The sequence below is a fragment of the Enterococcus infantis genome, assembly GCF_049166715.1.
In the GTDB taxonomy this organism is placed as follows: Bacteria; Bacillota; Bacilli; order Lactobacillales; family Enterococcaceae; genus Enterococcus_C; species Enterococcus_C leclercqii.
In genome coordinates this window covers 208,240-225,947 of sequence record NZ_JBMHFB010000008.1, presented here as the reverse complement: position 1 = coordinate 225,947, position 17,708 = coordinate 208,240, and the positions used below count along the sequence as shown (strand labels likewise).

The following is a 17,708-nucleotide window of genomic DNA, read 5'->3' as shown; positions in this document are numbered from 1 at the left end:
CTTTTTTAGCCTTTTAAGGGCTGTGTCGGTTGCAGACGTGTTGTGGAAGAATTGCACGCTAGTTGCGGATCATGAAAGTGGGCTTTAAATTTGGAAAGCGACAACAGGAGAGATAGGATTTTTCCGGTAAAAAAATATGAATTCTTCTTGAATTACCAGTGGAACCAAAATCTGAATCGCAGAAAAAGGTTGCTATTACAAGGTATTTTAGGTTGTTTAGGGATTAGCACTCGGACATCCAGAGTGCTAATTTTTGAGTTGTCTTTCTTGACTTCTGAGTCAGATATGGTATATTTATAATCGTGTTAGCACTTAAAAGAGATGAGTGCTAACGAGAGGTGATAGAAATGTTGACAAACAGGCAACAAGATATTCTACGTCTCATCATCCAGCATTACACACAGACCGGACAGCCGGTAGGTTCGAAAAAACTGATGGAAGAGGGCATCGAAGCCAGTTCTGCGACAATTCGCAACGAGATGAAAGCTCTGGAGGAACAGGGCCTTTTGCAAAAAACGCATTCTTCATCGGGACGGGTTCCTTCTATTGAAGGGTATCGGTTTTATGTGGACCACCTGCTGAAACCTGGACGGGTTGAGAAACGGGAGATGCAGACGATCCGCCGATCATTTGGCGGTGAGTTTCATGAAATCGATGAAATCATTCAACAGTCTGCGGACATTCTCTCGCAGCTGACCAGTTACACGGCCTTGTCGCTGGGTCCGGATGTCAAAGAGCGTAAGTTGACCGGTTTTCGAATCGTACCTCTTAACAACCGTCAGGTGATTGCCATCATTGTGACGGACAAAGGAAACGTTGAAAGCCAAGTCTTCACGATACCAGTCTCTGTCTCTGGAGAAGATTTGGAGAAGATGGTTCGGATTATCAATGACAAACTGGTGGGAGAATCACTAATCACCGTTTATCATCGTCTGCGGACCGAAATTCCAATGATCCTCCACAAATACTTTCAGACGACGGAAGGAATCTTGACCTTGTTTGATACGATGTTGGGTCAAGCTTTCGAAGAAAAGGTATTTGTTGGCGGGCGGATGAATCTGCTGGATTTTGAAGGATCGAATGATGTTACGCAATTCAAATTGATGTATACATTGATGAAAGATCCGGAAGAGCTAAACCAGCTGTTACTGCCAGAAAGTCAAGGCATTCAGATCCGTATCGGCAACGAGCTGGGCAATCAATTGTTTCAAAACATGAGCTTGATTCAAGCGTCTTATGAGATCGACGGACATGGTCAAGGAACGATTGCTTTGTTGGGACCAACCAGCATGCAATATTCCCGAATGTTTGGCTTGATCGACGCATTTCGTCATGAGCTGGCTTCAAAACTAGGAGATTATTACCGTTCCTTAGAGGGTGACCTTGACTGGAGCTGACGAAGACTTAAGAAGGGAAGTAACGACGTGTCAGAAAAAGAGCAAGAGTTTAACGAAGAAGTCGCTGAACTAAAAGAGTTAGAGACAGCTGAAACTGAAAAAGACGAAGCTGTAGAAGAACAGTCAGAACTGGCTAAAGTGACGGCTGAAAAAGAGGCATTGGAAGATCAATACTTGCGAGCGCAAGCGGAGATCGCCAATATGACAAAACGGAATCGTCTGGAGCGAGAAACGCTACAAAAATATCGTTCTCAAGACTTAGCCAAAAAACTCCTCCCTTCAATTGATAATTTGGAACGGGCGCTGATGACTGAGGTCTCAGATGACCAAGGTGCCGGATTGAAAAAAGGAGTAGAAATGGTACTTGAAAGCCTGCTGAACGGGCTGAAAGAAGAAGGAATCGAAGAAGTACCTGCTGAAAAGGGAACCCCTTATGATCCTAATATCCATCACGGGGTACAAATCGTGCCTGCATCAGAAGAAACTCCTGCTGATACAATAGTAGAGGTTTTCCAAAAAGGGTACAAACTCCATGATCGCGTATTGCGCCCAGCGATGGTCATCGTCGCTCAGTGAGGAACTAGAAAAAGCAGATCCAAGTAATCTGATTACTTTTCAAAATTAAACTTTATTTACAAAGGAGATTATTACTATGAGCAAAATCATCGGTATCGACTTAGGTACAACAAACTCAGCAGTTGCTGTTTTGGAAGGCAGCGAAGCTAAAATTATCGCCAATCCAGAAGGCAACCGGACAACACCATCTGTGGTTTCTTTCAAAAATGGTGAAATTCAAGTGGGGGAAGTTGCTAAACGTCAAGCTGTAACGAACCCGAATACAGTCGCTTCGATTAAACGTCACATGGGTGAAGCAGGCTACAAAGTTGAAGTGGAAGGCAAGTCTTACACACCACAAGAAATTTCTGCTATGATCTTGCAATACCTGAAAGGTTTTGCAGAAGATTACCTCGGTGAAAAAGTTGAAAAAGCGGTTATCACTGTACCTGCTTACTTCAACGATGCCCAACGTCAAGCAACCAAAGATGCTGGTAAAATTGCCGGTTTGGAAGTTGAACGTATCGTCAATGAACCTACTGCCGCAGCGTTGGCATACGGGATGGACAAAACCGACAGAGATGAAAAAATCTTAGTATTTGACCTTGGTGGCGGTACCTTCGACGTTTCCATCCTGGAATTGGGTGATGGGGTCTTTGATGTCTTGTCTACTGCTGGTGATAACCACCTTGGTGGGGATGACTTTGACAACAAGATCATTGATTACATGGTTGCAGAATTCAAAAAAGAAAACGGCATTGACTTGTCACAAGACAAAATGGCCTTGCAACGGTTAAAAGATGCAGCGGAAAAAGCGAAAAAAGATTTGTCCGGTGTAACATCAACTCAAATTAGCCTGCCATTTATTACAGCTGGTGAAGCAGGACCATTGCATTTGGAAATGACATTGACTCGTGCCAAATTTGATGAAATCACCGCCGACTTAGTTGAACGCACGAAAGTTCCTGTACGGCAAGCGCTGAAAGATGCCGGCTTGTCACAATCTGAAATCGACGAAGTTATCCTGGTGGGTGGTTCGACTCGTATCCCAGCAGTGGTGGATGCAGTGCGTAAAGAAACTGGCAAAGAACCAAATAAATCTGTGAACCCTGACGAAGTTGTTGCAATGGGTGCTGCCATCCAAGGTGGCGTAATCACTGGTGATGTTAAAGACGTGGTACTGTTGGATGTTACGCCGTTGTCATTGGGTATTGAAACAATGGGTGGTGTCTTCACTAAATTGATTGACCGCAATACGACAATTCCAACTTCTAAATCACAAGTCTTCTCAACCGCCGCTGATAGCCAACCAGCCGTAGATATTCATGTGTTGCAAGGGGAACGTCCAATGGCAGCTGACAACAAGACGTTGGGACGCTTCCAACTGACGGATATTCCACCAGCACCTCGTGGTATCCCACAAATCGAAGTTACATTTGATATCGACAAAAACGGGATCGTGAATGTTTCTGCCAAAGATTTGGGTACTCAAAAAGAACAAAAGATTACCATCAAATCTTCTTCAGGTTTATCAGATGAAGAAATCGAACGGATGGTCAAAGATGCAGAATCCAATGCGGAAGCTGATAAGCAACGCAAAGAAGAAGCAGATTTGCGTAACGATGTAGATGCCCTGCTCTTCTCAGTTGACAAAACATTGAAAGAGTTGGAAGGCAAAGTGGATGCCGATGAAGTCAAAAAGGCTGAAGATGCCCGTGACGAATTGAAAGCTGCTGTTGAAGCCAACAATTTGGAAGAAATGAAGACCAAACGGGATGCCTTGAATGAAATTGTACAAAATCTGACCGTGAAACTTTATGAACAAGCGGCGCAACAACAAGCGCAAGAAAATCCTGAAGCTGCCCAACAAGCACAAGGTGGCGCAGATGATGTGGTTGATGCCGACTTTGAAGAAGTTGACGGCGACGACAAGTAAGCAGCAAACCGGTCCCAAGCTAGTCTTTAATGAGTAGCAGTTATTGTGTTTGATGAACATTTTCATACGGCTTTTGCCGAAAGCCAGAAAGCCAAAGTTTTTGAAACTTTGGCTTTTTTGCGGGAGAAATCAGATGACAGGAAGCATTAAAACTTTGCAAAACGGGTTCAGCTTACGAGTCGAATATGTTAGAATACACGAGTGCAGAAACAAAGCAGTTGTCAGTTTTTGTGGCAATACCTGGCTGTCTTTTCGTCAAGGTGCCAGATGTAACGAAAGTGAGCAGATTAGTTTGTATGCTGACTGTCGCAAGCTGATAAAGAAGCAGGAGGAAAGCCAATGGCAGAGAAACGAGATTATTACGAAGTCCTGGGAGTCGCAAAAGGGGCAACGGATGATGAAATAAAAAAAGCATACCGCAAGCTTTCCAAACAATACCATCCAGATATCAACAAGGAAGCGGACGCTGAAACAAAATTTAAAGAAATTTCAGAAGCATATGAGATCCTCAGCGATCCTCAAAAGCGGGCAGCCTATGATCAGTACGGCCATGCCGGGACAGACCCTAACTATGGTGGTGGCGGTTACGGCGGTGGATACGGCGATTTCGGCGGATTTTCCGGTGGGGGATTCGGTGGTTTCGAAGATATTTTTGAGTCCTTCTTTGGTGGGAGCGGTCGTACGGCGAATCCAAATGCCCCTCGTCAGGGAGCGGATTTACAGTATTCCGTCAATCTAAAGTTTGAAGAGGCGATTTTCGGCGTTGAAAAAACCGTGAAATACAATCGGGAAGAGACGTGTCATACTTGTGGCGGAAACGGTGCCAAGCCTGGCACCCAGCCCGTGACTTGTTCTAAGTGTGGCGGTTCCGGTCAGATCAATGTTGAACGACAAACTCCTCTTGGACGCGTCATGAGCCGACAAACCTGTGATGTCTGCCATGGGACAGGGAAAGAAATCAAGGATCCTTGCGAAACTTGTCACGGGACTGGCCATGAAAAACGGGCCCATGAAGTCAAAGTAACTGTACCTGCTGGTGTGGAAGAAGGTCAGCAGATGCGTCTTTCCGGCCAAGGGGAAGCTGGTATGAATGGCGGCCCTTATGGCGATTTGTATGTGGTATTCCGGGTGGAAGAAAGTGATATCTTCGATCGTGACGGTGCCGAGATTTATTACGAGCTGCCGTTGAACTTTGTGCAAGCGGCTTTGGGAGACGAGGTCAATGTACCCACTGTTCATGGAGATGTGAAGCTGAAGATTCCGGCGGGTACTCAAACAGGTACTAATTTCCGCTTACGAGGCAAGGGTGCTCCGAAATTGCGGGGAACCGGTAACGGGGATCAGCAGGTCAAAGTGAAGTTAATCACACCGAAAAACTTGAGTGAAGAACAAAAAGCAGCGTTACGGCAGTTTGCTGAGGTTTCCGGCAGCAAGATTGACGAGCAGCATGCAGAAGGTTTTTTTGACAAAATGAAGGATGCGTTTAGCGGTAAGAAGAAATAAAGAGTAGACGGCCGCCCAAATTTTTCTTGGGTCGGGCGTCTTTTTTTGCTATTCTTGAATAAAATAAAGGAGGCGATGATGTGATACGCAGGTTTTCTAGTCCGCAAACTTATATTCAAGGGCCAGATGTCTTCAAAACTCAACTAGGACAACTTCGACGTTTAGGAAATTATGGAATCATTGTGACGGACGGCTTTGTCAAAGCGCACTTTGGCGACACATTGGCTGGCGATCTTGCAGCAAACGGCATACAAAGTGACTTCTATCTGGTGGATAGCTTGGATGCAGAAAAAGCAAGAAAACGAGCGCTGAACTATCAAAAAGAAGGATGTTTTGTTATCGGACTGGGTGGTGGTCGAGGGATTGATTTGGCCAAGTCCTTAGCCTACGAAGCAGCTCTACCCATCGCAGTATTGCCAACCGCCGCTTCTATGGACGCGCCGACTTCTCGAATTTCAGTAATTTATGATGACAAGGGGATTTTTCAAAGATATGACTATTACCCGACTAATCCCGAAATTCTGCTAGTGGACACGAAGGTGATTTTGGCAGCACCTAAAAAGATGCTGGCACAAGGCATCGCTGATGGGTTGTCAACTTATATTGAGGCGCGAGCTGTCTTTAAGGATGGTGGCAACAATACGACTGGTGATAAACCGACACTAGCATCATTGGCAATTGCTGAAAAATGTCGAACTGTTCTTTTAGAGAGTGCACAGCAAGCGTTGGCAGATCACAAGCAGGGTTTGTTGACCCCAGCTTTTGAAGCAGTCGTTGAAGCGAACATATTGTTGAGCGGTCTCGGCTTTGAAAACGGTGGACTGAGCCTTGCCCATGGTTTTCATAACGTCATAATGGGAGATGTTCGTTATGGCGTCAAGGCTGCGCATGGCGAGATCGTCTCGGTGGGGTTACTGCTTCAGTTAGCGGCTGAAGGTAGTGTAGATGAGTTTGACAGTTATCGAGAGTTGTTGAAAACGATTGGGATGCCGGTTACTTGTGATGAAATCGGCCTGCGTTTATCAGAAATCCCAGTAGCAGAAAAACTGATACCGGCTATCCTGGCAACAGCACAAGCTGGAAATCACATTCCAGTTGGAGTCGGAGCAACGGAATTAGTGACAGCATTCGAGACAATACAATAAAAGAGCTTGCAGCCTAATTCGGTTGCAAGCTCTTTTGTTGTCTAACTATCGTGAAAGAAATTTAGATGTTTAAGACCTTGTCCAAGAAGTCTTGTGTACGAGGATTGGTAGGGTTATTAAAGACTTCATCTGGAGTCCCGTCTTCTAAAAAGACACCACCATCGCAAAAGAGAACTCGGTCGGCCACTTCCTTGGCAAACCCCATTTCATGGGTAACAATCACCATGGTCATGCCTTTATGAGCCAGTTTTTTCATGACATTTAAAACATCTCCTACCATCTCAGGATCCAGTGCCGAAGTAGGTTCGTCAAAGAGCATAATATCCGGATTCATTGCTAAGGCACGGGCGATAGCCACCCGTTGTTTTTGACCACCGGAGAGGCTGCCGGGCTTTGCAGCCTGCTTATCTGCCAAGCCAACAGTTTCCAGTAGTGAGAGAGCCTTTTGTTCAGCTTTTTCTTTACTCATTTTGTTGAGATCAGTCGGAGCCAGTGTGATATTTTCAAGAACTGTCAAATGGGGAAACAAATTGAAATGTTGGAAGACCATACCAATGTGCTGACGAACTTGATTGATGTTGGTCTGTTTGTTCATCAAATCCGCACCGTCAATAATAATTTGGCCGCTGCTGGGCTTTTCCAGCCGATTCAAACAACGCAGAAAAGTACTTTTACCGGAACCGGATGGGCCGATAATACAGACGACTTCACCTTCTTGAATATCGATGGAGATGTCATTTAAAACCGTGTTGCTGCCGTATTTTTTTACAAGGTGTTTCACTGCGATTTTTTCAGTCATAACTCAGGCTCCTTTCTTTTCCAATTGTCTGGCCAGGCGGGTCAAACTAGTAATGACTACCAGATAAATCAAAGCGATGATTAAATACGTATAGGTACTTTGAGAAGTACGGGCGACAATGATTTTACCTGTTTGCAGCAATTCTGCGACCCCGATGACAGAAATTATTGTAGTGTCCTTCAGTGTGATGACAAATTGATTGACGAAGGAGGGGATCATAATTTTGACAGCTTGAGGCAAGATGATCTTCTGCATGGTACGAGTGTAAGAAAGACCCAAACTGCGGGAAGCTTCCATCTGTCCTTTAGGCACCGCGTTGATTCCGCCTCGTACCAATTCTGCGATATAGGCACTGGCATTCAATGTCAAAGTGATGACTCCGGCAGTGAAATCAGGGATGTTGAAGGGTAGTCCGAAGAAGATGAAAATTGCCAATACCATCATAGGAATACCTCGGATCAAATCGACATAGAGTCCGGTGAAGGTTCGCAGAGCTTTGACTGGCGAAACGCTGAACAGACCAAAAATGATTCCTAAGATAGTTGCTAAAGCAAAGGAAATCAGCGCCAATGCGATAGTTTTACCCAATCCTTTTAAGAGCGCTTGCCAATTATTTTGCAATAATCCGAAAAAAGTAGATTCGTCTGCTTTTTTCTCAGTCGAGCCAGAAGCAATGTATTTATCGACAATTTTTTGATACGTGCCGTCGGATTTCATTTTTGCTAAACCAGCATTAAACTTTTTCAGCAGCTCCTGATGGGTACCTTTTTTGACGGCAAATCCATAGGCATTTCCTTTTTGAGGATCACCCACTAATTTGAGGGGTTGGCCATTGCTGATGGCGTAGCCCAAAACCGGGTAATCATCGAAGATTGCTTGCACTTTATTACTGGTCAAAGCGTTATACAACGCATCGGCAGCGTCGTAGTTTTTGACGGTATAGCCATATTTTTCTTGATTGTCCTGTAAGAACGTTGCGCTTTCAGTTCCGACTTTGGCAGCTACTGTCTTGCCTTGTAAATCCTCATAAGTCTTGATGGTATCGTCTTTACTTGCAACTGCCATCTGAATCCCACTGTCAAAATAAGAATCCGAGAAATCAAAGTTGTTCTTGCGCTCTTCGGTGATGCTCATGCCGGCAATCATTCCATCCAACTGGCCGGATTGGACGCCCTGGATAGAACTGTCAAAGCCTAAAGGGCGCAGGTTCACTTCGAAACCCTGATCTGCAGCAATGGCTTTCAATAAGTCGACGTCAATTCCGACGTATTCATTGTCTTCGTTTTGAAATTCAAAAGGTGGGAAGGTGAGGTCCGTGCCGATCTGATAAGTTTCTTCCGCCTGGACTGAAAGTGACCCCCAACCGAATGTCAGGATTCCTGACAAGAATAGCAATGTTGTCAGAAAAGCTTTCTTTGGTTTCATAACACAACCTCCGTAGTTTAATTTGCGATGCTTTCTCCCTGGTGCGTGCTATAGCAGCGTTTTTTCACGGATATCACTGAAAGTATAACGTAAAAAAAGTGTCCCAAGAAAAAGAATCTAATGAGTATTATAAATTCTGTGACGGGTTTTGTGCAAGGTCTGATCCTAAAAAAGGAAAGAAAAACGAGGAATCCTCACTGTTCGTGTAATAAAACATGACACTAAGCTTGCAAGTGTCACTTAAAAAAACTCTAAAGACAGGTAACAGGAAGATTGTAAAAATAGCGAAAATATGTTCGGTATGGTACAATATTTTAGTTGAAGTGCTCTTGTTTTGTTTTCCACAAAGAAGAGCTTACACTTAAGTAGAATCCAATGAATTTAAAGGAGTGTGTTGGGATGATCGACAGAGATACGACCAGACGGTTTGAACTGGTTTCCAAGTACCAGCCTGCCGGCGATCAACCGGAGGCCATTCATCAATTGGTGGATGGGGTAGTGGCGGGAAAAAAAGCTCAGATCCTCTTAGGTGCTACCGGGACAGGGAAAACCTACACGATTTCCAATTTGATTAAAGAAGTCAATAAGCCGACACTGATTATCGCCCACAACAAAACATTGGCGGGACAACTCTATGGTGAGTTCAAAGAATTCTTCCCCAATAACGCAGTCGAATACTTTGTCAGCTACTATGACTATTATCAACCAGAAGCCTATGTGCCCTCTTCTGATACTTATATTGAAAAAGACTCCAGTATCAATGATGAGATTGACAAGCTTCGTCACTCGGCTACCAGTGCGTTATTGGAGCGCAATGACGTGGTGGTTGTCGCTTCTGTTTCTTGTATTTTCGGGTTGGGTTCACCGATGGAATATCAAAAACAAGTGGTTTCTTTGCGAGTGGGTATGGAAACGAGTCGCGATCAATTGCTGCGTCAGTTGATTGATATTCAATTTGAACGTAATGACATTGATTTTCAACGGGGGCGCTTTCGGGTTCGCGGCGATGTGGTAGAAATTTTCCCAGCTTCTCGAGATGAACGTGCCCTGCGAGTAGAGTTCTTCGGTGACGAGATTGATCGAATTCGCGAAGTGGATGCGTTGACCGGCGAAATTCTCGCAGAAACCGAACATGTTTCTATTTTTCCGGCTACTCACTTTGTGACAGATGAAAATCACTTGGAACACGCCATCGAAAGTATTCAAAATGAGCTGGCCTTACGTTTGCAAGTGCTGCGCAGTGAAAACAAACTGTTGGAGGCCCAACGACTGGAACAGCGGACCAATTATGATATCGAGATGCTGCGGGAGATGGGCTACACGTCCGGCATTGAAAACTACTCCCGCCACATGGATGGCCGCAAAGAAGGGGAACCCCCTTATACACTGATTGATTTCTTTCCGGAAGACTTTTTGATTGTTATCGATGAATCCCATGTAACTATGCCTCAAGTGCGGGGAATGTATAACGGTGACCGGGCCCGCAAACAGATGCTTGTGGATTATGGTTTCCGCTTGCCTTCTGCTCTGGATAACCGGCCATTGCGTTTGGAGGAATTTGAAGAACACGTCAACCAAATTGTCTATGTTTCTGCAACACCGGGACCATATGAAGAATCCCAGACAGATACGGTTGTTCAGCAGATTATCCGACCAACTGGATTATTGGATCCAGAGATTGAAGTCAGACCAATCATGGGGCAAATTGATGATCTGGTCGGTGAGATCAATGAGCGGACAGAAAAAGATCAACGGGTCTTCATCACTACTCTGACGAAGAAAATGTCAGAGGATTTAACGGATTACTTGAAAGAACTGGGAATCAAAGTCAAATACTTGCACAGTGACATCAAGACTCTGGAGCGAACAGAAATCATCCGCAATCTGCGTCTAGGAGAATTTGACGTTTTGGTGGGGATCAACTTGCTTAGAGAAGGTCTCGATGTGCCGGAAGTATCGCTGGTAGCGATTTTGGATGCTGACAAAGAAGGATTTTTGCGAAGTGAACGTTCCTTAGTGCAAACGATCGGCCGGGCTGCCCGTAATTCAGAAGGCAAGGTCATTATGTATGCAGATAAAATCACAGATTCCATGCAACGAGCGATGGATGAAACGGCCCGACGTCGCAGTATTCAACAGAAATACAATGAAGAGCACGGGATCGTGCCTAAGACGATCATCAAGGAAATTCGTGATTTGATTGCCATTACCAAAGTTGCTGAAGATGAAGAAAACTACATGACTTTGGCAGACTATGAAGACATGAGTAAAGAAGATCGGGAAACTTTGATCTTGAAGTTGGAAAAAGAAATGAAAGATGCTGCCAAAGCATTGGACTTCGAAACTGCCGCGACCTTGCGAGATACTATTTTGGAGTTGAAGGCAGCATTGTAAAGTGTTCATCATAAAAAAGACAATAGACCCAGAAAGCGACTAGCTAAGGTGAAAAGAGTTGCTTTGGGTCTGCTTTCTGCCGACAGTTACGGCTAGTGACGCAGCCATAATTGTCGCGACAGCTATTTTTAAAGGAGGCCCCACATGGCAAATGATAAAATAGTGATTCACGGTGCCAGAGCACATAATTTGAAGAACATCGACGTGACGATTCCAAGGGACCAATTAGTCGTTGTGACTGGTTTATCCGGATCAGGAAAGAGTTCATTGGCATTTGATACATTGTACGCAGAAGGGCAGCGACGCTATGTAGAGAGTCTCTCTGCCTACGCTCGACAGTTTCTGGGACAGATGGACAAACCTGATGTGGACAGCATTGATGGCTTGAGTCCGGCAATCTCCATCGATCAAAAAACCACCAGTAAAAATCCTCGTTCTACCGTCGGAACAGTGACTGAGATTAATGATTATTTGCGGCTGCTGTATGCCCGGGTCGGCCACCCAATTTGTCCTAACGACCATATTGAAATTACCAGTCAATCTGTCGAACAAATGGTTGATGCTGTAATGGCACTGCCGGATCGCACGAAAATCCAGATATTGGCGCCAGTTGTTTACCAGAAAAAGGGGCAGCATAAGAAAGTTTTCGAAATGATTCAACGGGAAGGTTATGTCCGCGTGCGGGTGGATGGTGAGATTTATGAAATTACAGAAGTACCTGAGTTGGAAAAAAACCGCAAGCATGAAATCTCCATTGTAATTGACCGGATTGTTGTGAAAGAAGGCATTCGTTCACGTTTGTTTGACTCTTTTGAAACCGCACTGCATTTGGCAAAAGGATATGCTGTAGTCGATGTGATCGGGCATGAAGAAATGCTTTTCAGTGAACATTACTCTTGTCCTTATTGCGGATTTACCGTTGGGGAATTGGAACCGCGTTTGTTTTCTTTCAATGCTCCATTTGGGGCCTGTCCTGAATGTGACGGGTTAGGTATAAAATTGGAAGTCGACGTGGATCTCGTGATACCAGATCAGACGAAAACATTGAAAGAAGGCGCCATTCTTCCCTGGAATCCTATTAGTTCTCAGTATTATCCGGAATTGCTGCGGCAAGCGTGTGACAGCTTTGGTATTGACATGGATACGCCCTTTGAAAAGCTTCCAGAAGAGCAACGTGAAATTGTTTTATACGGCTCTAATGGGGAGGTCTTCCATTTTCACTATGAGAATGATTTTGGCGGAGTGCGAGACGTTGAAGTGCCTTTTGAAGGAGTTTTAACGAATATCAAACGTCGTTATCATGAAACCAACAGTGACTTTACTCGAGAACAGATGCGTTTGTACATGACAGAGCTGACTTGTCAGGCTTGTCACGGGTACCGTTTGAATCCGCAAGCTTTGTCTGTTCAAGTGAACGGCAAAAATATTGGTGAAATCAGTGAGTTGGCGATCGACAATTCATTGGCCTTTGTGTCCGGCTTGAAATTGACAGAGCAAGAGCAAACCATCGCTTCACCAATTGTTAAAGAAATCAACGATCGGTTGAATTTCTTACGCAATGTTGGTTTGGATTATTTAACCTTAAGTCGCGCTGCGGGAACCTTATCAGGTGGAGAGGCGCAGCGAATTCGGTTAGCAACTCAAATTGGTTCAAATTTGTCGGGGGTACTGTATATCTTAGATGAGCCTTCCATCGGGTTGCATCAACGAGACAACGATCGCTTGTTGGCTTCCCTGAGAAAAATGCGGGATCTCGGCAATACGCTGATTGTAGTTGAGCATGACGAAGATACGATGCGAGCGGCTGATTATCTAATTGATGTGGGTCCTGGTGCGGGTGCTCAGGGCGGGCAAATTATTGCTGCGGGGACGCCAAAAGAAGTCGAACAGGTACCTGATTCGATCACTGGTCAATATTTGTCAGGGAAAAAGCAGATTCCGATTCCTAAAGAGCGGCGTAAAGGAAATGGTGAGAAGGTTACTGTTACTGGGGCGACAGAAAATAACCTGAAAAATATCAGTGTTGATTTCCCTCTTGGAAAATTCACTGCAGTAACGGGCGTATCCGGTTCTGGTAAGTCTACTTTGGTCAATGAAATCCTAAAAAAGGCATTGGCGCAAAAGATCAATCGCAACTCTAATAAACCTGGACGCTTTAAGAAAATTAGCGGCTATGAAAAAATTGAAAAAATCATTGATATCGATCAAAGTCCTATCGGGCGGACCCCACGAAGTAATCCAGCGACTTATACCAGCGTTTTTGACGATATTCGCGATTTGTTCGCTAAGACCAATGAAGCCAAAATACGTGGTTATAAGAAAGGACGTTTTAGTTTCAACGTCAAGGGCGGCCGTTGTGAAGCCTGTAAAGGTGACGGAATCATCAAGATTGAGATGCACTTTTTGCCAGATGTCTACGTACCTTGTGAAGTTTGTCATGGGAAACGATACAATTCTGAAACGTTAGAAGTCCATTATAAAGGGAAGAATATTTCCGAGATTTTGGACATGACTGTAGAAGATGCGGTGGAATTTTTCAAACATATTCCTAAAATCCACCGAAAGCTCCAAACCATCGTGGATGTTGGTTTGGGTTATGTTACTTTGGGGCAGCCTGCGACAACGTTATCCGGTGGGGAAGCCCAACGGATGAAATTAGCCAGCGAACTTCACAAAAATTCCAATGGCAAGAGCTTTTACATTTTAGATGAACCGACTACTGGTTTGCACACCGATGATATCGCCCGACTGTTGAAAGTGTTGGAACGATTGGCCGATGCCGGCAATACTGTGTTGGTAATCGAACACAATTTGGATGTAATCAAATCTGCGGATTGGGTGATTGACCTTGGACCGGAAGGCGGGGACGGTGGTGGAACCATTCTTGGGACTGGAACGCCGGAAGCAATTGCCAAACTGCCGGAAAGTTATACGGGACAATATTTGAAGCGTGTTTTGAAAAAAGCTGAATAGGCCTGAAATTTTTTCTAAGGGAAGATAAAGGTCACCTGGTATAAAGCGTAAAGCCTTGCTTTGCGCTTTTGCTATGGTATGATAGCGGTATTGAAAAAACGATAAAGAGTAAGATACATGGGTACTCTTTGTGACTTTAGCAGGAAAGAGGAATGTCAGGTGGAAAACTTTTTTAGTATTTTAGGTGGGATGGGTACGCTGGCTACCGAAAGTTTCGTACGGATCCTGAATCATCGGACTGTGACTCATAAAGACCAGGACTATTTGAACTATGTGTTGTTTAACCATGCAACGGTTCCTGATCGAACAGCGGCTATTTTGGATCCGCAGCATGCAAAGGATCCCTTGCCGTTTTTGTTGGACGATATTGCTAAGCAGAATCTGCTGCAGCCTAATTTTATCGTGTTGACCTGTAATACGGCTCACTATTTTTTTGACACGCTGCAAGAAGCGACGGAGATTCCAATTTTGCATATGCCGCGAGAGGCTGCTTTAGAGCTGAAACGCCAACAAAAAGGCGGCAAGGTGGCATTTTTGGGAACAGAAGGCAGTGTGAAAGCTGGTGTGTACGAACGTGAGTTGAAGCAGGCTGGCTTTGAAGTGATGATTCCTAAGCCGCAGTTGCAAAAAAAGGTCAACGATTTAATCTACCGTGACATTAAAGAGCAAGATTTCCTGAATAAGGATCTTTATTATGAGATTTTATTTGATACAGTGGAAACCTACGGCTGTGACAGCGTGGTTTTAGGCTGTACGGAATTGTCTTTGATGGAAGAGTTTGCCACCGGTCATCCGTATCATGTAGTGGATGCACAATCAATTTTAGTGGATCGCACAATTGAGCGGGCAATGGCAGATCGCAAAAAGGATGGGACGTTTTCTAAAGAGATTTAGTCACTTGTTTTAGTAGTGGAGGTTATCGGAGCGACGCGGCTTCGGTACCTTTTTTTATTTGCAGTTTCTATACTTGACTAATAGATGGGGCTTTTTTTGAGAAGAGCAGCGAAAAGGGTGAAATAGTCAACCAGAATTTGTCTACCAAAGGTTTTTGGGTGCCTTTCAGCCTAGTTATTTGTTATACTTCTTAATGATGGCAGGCAGCGATTGCCTGTCGAAGGAATCATTTAAGGAGGGGTACTCTTGACAGAAAAATCTGTTTTTCCAAAGGATTTTCTTTGGGGCTCGGCATCTGCAGCTTACCAAGTGGAAGGTGCTTGGGCTGAAGATGGCAAAGGGCCGTCCGTCTGGGATGAGTTTGTGCGGATTCCCGGAAAGACTTTTAAAGCTACAAATGGTGACTTGGCGGTAGATCATTACCACCGGTACAAAGAAGATATTGCCTTGATGAAGGAACAAGGCCTGAAAGCTTATCGCTTCTCAGTTGCCTGGACACGAATCTTTCCAGAAGGTCGCGGAAAAGTTAATCGAGCAGGGTTAGATTTTTATATTCGATTAGTGGATGAACTGATTGAAAACGGTATCGAACCAGTCCTGACTTTGTATCATTGGGACCTGCCAAAAGCATTGCAGGAAGAATATGGCGGCTGGGAATCTCGTAAAATCATTGACGACTTTGTTAATTATGCGACAGTTCTCTTTGAAACCTTCAAAGGGAAAGTTCACTATTGGGTAAGTCTGAACGAACAGAATGTCTTTATTCAATTGGGGTATATGCTGGCTGCGCATCCGCCTGGTGTGACTGATGAGAAACGGATGTATGAAGCCAATCACATTGCCAATCTGGTCAATGCTTCAGTTATTAATAAATTCCACGAGATGAAAATGCCTGGTCAAATCGGGCCGAGTTTTGCTTACACGCCAAACTATGCTTTTGATAGTGATCCCCAAAATGTGTTGGCGGCTGAAAATGCTGAAGATTTGATGGCACATTGGTGGATGGATATCTACGCTTGGGGTGAATATCCTATCGCTGTGATGGACCTGCTGAAAAAACGCGGCGTGGCTCCGACGATTGAAGAAGGAGATATGGCGCTTTTGCGTTCAGCTAAACCGGATTTCATGGGAATGAACTACTATCAGACAGCCACGAACAAATTCAACCCAATCGACGGTGTTGGTCAAGGAAAGATGAACACTACCGGTAAAAAAGGCAGTTCCGAAGAGTCTGGGATTCCCGGACTCTACAAAAAAGTCCAGAATCCTTATGTCGATCGTACCAATTGGGATTGGGAAATCGATCCGATGGGTATCCACATTGCCTTGCGTCGGATTACTAGCCGCTATCGTCTGCCGATTCTGATCACGGAAAATGGCTTAGGGGAATACGATAAGATTACCTCTGAAAACGAGATCCATGACGAGTATCGAATCAAGTACTTGAAAGATCACGTAGCGGCAGTGGGTGACGCTATTGCGGAAGGCTGTAATGTATTGGGGTACTGCACTTGGTCTTACACGGACTTACTCAGCTGGTTGAACGGTTATCAAAAGCGCTATGGTTTTGTCTATGTTGATCAAGATGAAACACAAGAAGGCAGTTTGAAACGTTACAAAAAAGATAGCTACTACTGGTACCAACGTGTGATTGCTTCAAACGGTGCCGACCTCGATTGACAAGGGAAACCTGCTTACCTGCTGTTCCATCATAAAAAGTAAGCAAATTTGATGATTTTCTTGACTACTCACCAATTCTGGTGGGTAGTTTTTTTGTCAATTCTGAAAAATCCGCAACGAGAAGGAGTTTTGTTCAGCAGTAATTCTGTGCTGTTAAATATTTTCTAAAGGTCTTTCTTTTTGGGGCGTGGTGCATGAAAGAGATGAAAAATCACTTTATAATTTTAATTAATAGAAAAATATTGAGTATTTTGAATAAAAAATGAGGGGGGGAGCTGTTATGAAGAAAATGTTGAAGTTTTTAACGGGTCTGCCACTGCTAATCAGCATTTTTATGTTGCCGCTGCTTTCAGATCAAGTGGTCCTTCATTATCGATTAGTAGGCAATTATGAAAGTTTTGGCAGTAAATATCACCTGCTTTTTCTACCTGTGATTGTATTGATTATTGGTACAGTATTGGAAGCTGCCACGGCAAGAGCGACAAAACAACCAACAGAAGAAGTCCCAGTTCTCAGAATATTGATTCTATTAGTATTGAACGGTATGAGTGTAACGGCAGTTTATGTTGCGGGAACCGGAGTTCAAGACCTTTATCAGCTTCCCGTCGGAAAAAATCACCTGCTGTTTGTCTTTGTGTCATCGGTATTCATTTTCTTAGGGCTTCTACTGCCTTATTTGCCGGTGGTGACTGGTGGTCGGAATAAAGAAGCTTGGAGCTTGTCTCGGTATACGATGGTAAAAGAAAGTCGAAAATATGAAAGCTACGCATTCTCAGCATTGGGGATTATTGGCTTGATTCTCGGCGGACTTCCTGTCAGTAATCAGCTGAGGTGGCTGCTGCTATTTACCTTGTTGTTGACAATCAGCGGAATCACCGTTGGCTGTGTCCTGACGATCCGTCGCAGACTTTTTCGAGCTCACGAACGAAGCTGAGTAATTTTCTCAAATAGAAGATAAAAGGCAAGGAAAAGAGCGGCGATATCAATCATTTTCAAGTGTTAATGGC

The 17,708-nt window shown here is 44.3% G+C and carries 12 protein-coding genes; 10 read left to right on the top strand and 2 right to left on the bottom strand.

Annotated features, from left to right (window positions below; translation table 11 throughout):
• The first annotated feature begins 347 nt into the window (after window positions 1–347).
• The 5 genes from hrcA (at window position 348) to ACOMA8_RS11275 (ending at window position 6,536) form a co-directional block, all read left to right on the top strand.
• Window positions 348–1,397, top strand: a complete 1,050-nt coding sequence (gene hrcA / locus ACOMA8_RS11295; protein WP_421370826.1) for a heat-inducible transcriptional repressor HrcA — start codon at window positions 348–350, stop codon at window positions 1,395–1,397.
• Between the two features lie 27 nt (window positions 1,398–1,424).
• On the top strand, window positions 1,425–1,973 hold the full coding sequence (grpE, locus tag ACOMA8_RS11290) for a nucleotide exchange factor GrpE (protein WP_421370823.1): 549 nt from the start codon (window positions 1,425–1,427) through the stop codon (window positions 1,971–1,973).
• Window positions 1,974–2,049: 76 nt separating this feature from the next.
• A complete protein-coding gene (dnaK, locus tag ACOMA8_RS11285) occupies window positions 2,050–3,888 on the top strand; it encodes a molecular chaperone DnaK (RefSeq protein ID WP_161899643.1) in 1,839 nt (612 codons plus the stop codon).
• Between the two features lie 339 nt (window positions 3,889–4,227).
• Complete coding sequence (gene dnaJ / locus ACOMA8_RS11280; RefSeq protein WP_161899644.1) at window positions 4,228–5,391, top strand: molecular chaperone DnaJ; 1,164 nt, start codon at window positions 4,228–4,230, stop codon at window positions 5,389–5,391.
• Between the two features lie 80 nt (window positions 5,392–5,471).
• A complete protein-coding gene (locus ACOMA8_RS11275) occupies window positions 5,472–6,536 on the top strand; it encodes an iron-containing alcohol dehydrogenase (RefSeq protein WP_421370820.1) in 1,065 nt (354 codons plus the stop codon).
• Window positions 6,537–6,597: 61 nt separating this feature from the next.
• Here the strand turns inward: ACOMA8_RS11275 and ACOMA8_RS11270 are convergent, their stop codons facing one another.
• Both ACOMA8_RS11270 and ACOMA8_RS11265 read right to left on the bottom strand, forming a co-directional pair.
• Window positions 6,598–7,335, bottom strand: coding sequence for an amino acid ABC transporter ATP-binding protein (locus tag ACOMA8_RS11270; RefSeq protein WP_421370818.1), 738 nt, complete (start codon window positions 7,333–7,335; stop codon window positions 6,598–6,600).
• Between the two features lie 3 nt (window positions 7,336–7,338).
• Window positions 7,339–8,760: an amino acid ABC transporter substrate-binding protein/permease gene (locus ACOMA8_RS11265; protein ID WP_421370815.1), complete on the bottom strand. Its 1,422-nt coding sequence runs from the start codon at window positions 8,758–8,760 to the stop codon at window positions 7,339–7,341.
• Window positions 8,761–9,159: 399 nt separating this feature from the next.
• Here ACOMA8_RS11265 and uvrB point away from each other — a divergent pair, with 399 nt between their 5' ends.
• The 5 genes from uvrB to ACOMA8_RS11240 all read left to right on the top strand — a co-directional run bounded on the left by uvrB (window position 9,160) and on the right by ACOMA8_RS11240 (window position 17,635).
• Window positions 9,160–11,154, top strand: a complete 1,995-nt coding sequence (gene uvrB, locus ACOMA8_RS11260; protein WP_161899648.1) for an excinuclease ABC subunit UvrB — start codon at window positions 9,160–9,162, stop codon at window positions 11,152–11,154.
• 144 nt (window positions 11,155–11,298) lie between these two features.
• Entirely contained in the window at window positions 11,299–14,127 is a 2,829-nt protein-coding gene (gene uvrA, locus ACOMA8_RS11255) for an excinuclease ABC subunit UvrA (RefSeq protein WP_421370812.1), read from the top strand.
• Window positions 14,128–14,286: 159 nt separating this feature from the next.
• Window positions 14,287–15,021: an amino acid racemase gene (locus ACOMA8_RS11250; RefSeq protein ID WP_421370810.1), complete on the top strand. Its 735-nt coding sequence runs from the start codon at window positions 14,287–14,289 to the stop codon at window positions 15,019–15,021.
• 246 nt (window positions 15,022–15,267) lie between these two features.
• On the top strand, window positions 15,268–16,701 hold the full coding sequence (locus tag ACOMA8_RS11245; protein ID WP_421370808.1) for a glycoside hydrolase family 1 protein: 1,434 nt from the start codon (window positions 15,268–15,270) through the stop codon (window positions 16,699–16,701).
• A gap of 280 nt (window positions 16,702–16,981) precedes the next feature.
• Window positions 16,982–17,635: a DUF1648 domain-containing protein gene (locus ACOMA8_RS11240; protein ID WP_161899652.1), complete on the top strand. Its 654-nt coding sequence runs from the start codon at window positions 16,982–16,984 to the stop codon at window positions 17,633–17,635.
• Window positions 17,636–17,708: the final 73 nt, after the last annotated feature.

Bases quoted from the DNA above. Each gene is read 5' to 3' on its own strand.
- hrcA (WP_421370826.1), top strand. From the start codon at position 348: ATGTTGACAAACAGGCAACAAGATATTCTACGTCTCATCATCCAGCAT.
- dnaK (WP_161899643.1), top strand. From the start codon at position 2,050: ATGAGCAAAATCATCGGTATCGACTTAGGTACAACAAACTCAGCAGTT.
- dnaJ (WP_161899644.1), top strand. From the start codon at position 4,228: ATGGCAGAGAAACGAGATTATTACGAAGTCCTGGGAGTCGCAAAAGGG.
- ACOMA8_RS11270 (WP_421370818.1), bottom strand. From the start codon at position 7,335: ATGACTGAAAAAATCGCAGTGAAACACCTTGTAAAAAAATACGGCAGC.
- ACOMA8_RS11265 (WP_421370815.1), bottom strand. From the start codon at position 8,760: ATGAAACCAAAGAAAGCTTTTCTGACAACATTGCTATTCTTGTCAGGA.
- uvrB (WP_161899648.1), top strand. From the start codon at position 9,160: ATGATCGACAGAGATACGACCAGACGGTTTGAACTGGTTTCCAAGTAC.
- uvrA (WP_421370812.1), top strand. From the start codon at position 11,299: ATGGCAAATGATAAAATAGTGATTCACGGTGCCAGAGCACATAATTTG.
- ACOMA8_RS11240 (WP_161899652.1), top strand. From the start codon at position 16,982: ATGAAGAAAATGTTGAAGTTTTTAACGGGTCTGCCACTGCTAATCAGC.